Annotated in this window: 3 protein-coding genes; 2 read left to right on the forward strand and 1 reads right to left on the reverse strand. The window is 35.5% G+C overall.

All coding sequences use genetic code 11. From position 1 onward, the window contains the following. Positions 1-841 precede the first annotated feature (841 nt). Positions 842-1,771, forward strand: coding sequence for a replication initiation protein RepM (gene repM / locus FTU87_RS14885; RefSeq protein WP_004871874.1), 930 nt, complete (start codon positions 842-844; stop codon positions 1,769-1,771). Then, positions 1,768-2,064, forward strand: a complete 297-nt coding sequence (locus tag FTU87_RS14890; protein WP_005265043.1) for a hypothetical protein — start codon at positions 1,768-1,770, stop codon at positions 2,062-2,064. The genes repM and FTU87_RS14890 overlap by 4 nt, the downstream gene beginning before the upstream one ends. Here FTU87_RS14890 and FTU87_RS14895 read toward each other — a convergent pair. Further along, positions 2,061-2,345 (reverse strand): hypothetical protein, encoded by a 285-nt coding sequence (locus tag FTU87_RS14895; protein ID WP_004856445.1) that lies wholly within the window; start codon positions 2,343-2,345, stop codon positions 2,061-2,063. The genes FTU87_RS14890 and FTU87_RS14895 overlap by 4 nt on opposite strands. Between the last annotated feature and the right edge of the window lie 224 nt (positions 2,346-2,569).

Raw genomic sequence — 2,569 nt, forward strand, 5'->3', positions numbered from 1 at the left:
TCACCCTACCCTTATTGCTTAAGTATCGCCTGAATAAATATTCTGGAGTTCCATAAAATATTTAATTTATTGGTTTAAAAACTAATGGATTCTATAGTTTATCTAAAATTAACATAATACACCTTATACGAAATGCGTTATAATTATCTATAGAAATCAATGCTGTAGTTTCTAGTTTATAGCCCAATCACACCCGATTGGGCTTTTTTATGGATTTTTCACGTTCCACGCCTATTATTTAAGCAATGTTTCACAACTTTGGTTAGCTCCAGTAAATAATTAAAACCTAGATAATAAGAACCGAGCGAGTGTCTACGAGCGATTGAGCATCATCAAAATTTCGCCCTCGCCTTTTCTCTGATTACAAGCTCCCTTTCGATTTTAAACGGTAGCTACAGAGCATCCCGAATGGGTGCGAACTTTGGAGCTTTTGCTTTTCAAAAAGTATGAGCGAAGCGAATACATTACAAATGCTTTTGCTTTTAGATTTCACAACAGGATTAACTAAAAACTGCCCCACGAAGCGAGGAACGAGCTTCAATAGAGTACGAGCTTTAGCGAGTACATAGGGCAGTTTTTAGCACTCCCCTCTCGAAAGGCTTTTAATTATTTTTAAAGCTTTTAATGCTTTTAGACAGGTTGAAACCCTTGTGTAGTAAGTGTTACAGACTATATAAACGGACATTTGCTCTTGTATAAACGGACATTTGCTCTTGTATAAACGGACATTTGCTCTTGTATAAACGGACATTTGCTCTTAATTAAAAGACATTATAAATATTGACCTTAAAAAGATATTAGATTACATTGTCCTTTAATTAGATAATAATAAGTTCTTCTTATGAAAAATAGTTTAGTCGTGAAAGATAATGCTCTAATAAATGCCAGTTACAACCTAGAGCTAACGGAACAACGTTTGATCATGCTAGCTATCATTAATGCTAGAGAATCGGGACAAGGAATCACTGCGGATAGTAAACTGGAAATACATGCTAGTGACTACGCCAAGCTATTCAATGTATCTGCCGATGCGTCATATAAAGCTTTGAGAGAAGCTGTAAATAATCTGTTTAATCGTCAATTTAGTTATACAGCCGAATATAAAAAAACAGGCAAAGTCGGCATTGTTCGATCTCGCTGGGTAAGCCGTATATTTTATGTAGATGACCTAGCATTGTTAGAAATTACTTTTGCTCCTGATGTAGTGCCTTTAATCACACGATTGGAAGAACACTTTACAAAATATGAAGCTAAACAAGTTGCTCACCTAACCAGTAAATACGCCACTAGGCTTTATGAATTGCTGATTGCTTGGCGTGAAGTTGGAAAAGTTCCACAACTAGAACTTAGTGAGTTTAGAAACAGATTAGGTCTTGTTGATAGTGAATACACCGCCATGAGTGACTTTAAAAAGCGTGTGCTTGAACCATCAATTAAACAAATTAATGAGCATACTGATATTACTGTAACGTATGAACAGCATAAAAAAGGACGGATCATTTCAGGTTTTTCTTTCAAATTTAAGCAAAAACAACAGCCAAAAGTTGAAGCAAAAAGAGATCCAAACACGCCTGATTTTTTTATAAAAATGACCGATGCACAACGCCATTTATTTGCGAATAAAATGTCAGAAATGCCTGAAATGGGGAAATATTCACAAGGTACAGAAAGCTACCAACAATTTGCTATTCGTATCGCTGATATGCTTTTAGAGCCTGAAAAATTCAGAGAGCTTTATCCAATTTTAGAAAAATCAGGATTTCAGCCATGATTAAATTAAATAACCTATCAACCGATCTAAAGCATGTGACCGTTGAATACCTCGACATCGTAAATTATGAAATTGCGAGGGAAAATATATGCGGTTATATCTTCCTATTATCCCGACTATCCAAAAATGCCAAACCCACCGAAAAAATGCAGATGGAAAGCAAAATACAGGACTTAATTTACTATCGGGATCATTTGCAGATAGAGGACAAAGACAATATTCAAAAGGTTTTAAACACGCTCATTCCCGAGTATCAAGCCGAACAGAATAACCAAACAGCTAAGAAAAATTAGGCTTCAATGTCGGGCAAATCAAAAAGCTGTCTATCTCTATTTTCTGTTAAATATTCGTTGAGTTCAGCGAGTATTTTTTCTTTATTGGCTTCATTAGATTGCATCTTTTTAATTAAGTAAGAACCGAGCAAAATTTTACGTCTTGTATCGTCCTTTCTTTCTTGTTCCTTTTGCTTGGTTTTTTCTCTTGCATCAATAGCCTGTTTTTGAGCTTTTAACTGTTTCAACTTTTCTAATTGGGCTTCAATTTTCTTTTCGATATTTTCAGCAGATTTTGTCATAACGGTTAATTTCGGGATATAGAAAACCACTCAAGCATAAAACCCTATGAATTGAAATTCAAGCGGGCTATATGCTATCGTGTTTTTCATGAAATGCGCACTTACGACTTGAACAAAGTTCAAGTCAAAGTTGCGCAAGGGGACACCCCTTAACCCCAAAAAACTGCTACGCAATTTTTTAAAAGCAAAAGCACCCCAAGGCGACTGCATGGCAATTTATCATT

Source organism: Acinetobacter sp. YH12156 (genome assembly GCF_013418235.1).
Classification (GTDB): Bacteria; Pseudomonadota; Gammaproteobacteria; order Pseudomonadales; family Moraxellaceae; genus Acinetobacter; species Acinetobacter pseudolwoffii.

What these genes read in the sequence shown, in the direction of transcription:
- FTU87_RS14895 (WP_004856445.1), bottom strand. Translation starts at nt 2,345, where the DNA reads ATGACAAAATCTGCTGAAAATATCGAAAAGAAAATTGAAGCCCAATTA.
- FTU87_RS14890 (WP_005265043.1), top strand. Translation starts at nt 1,768, where the DNA reads ATGATTAAATTAAATAACCTATCAACCGATCTAAAGCATGTGACCGTT.
- repM (WP_004871874.1), top strand. Translation starts at nt 842, where the DNA reads ATGAAAAATAGTTTAGTCGTGAAAGATAATGCTCTAATAAATGCCAGT.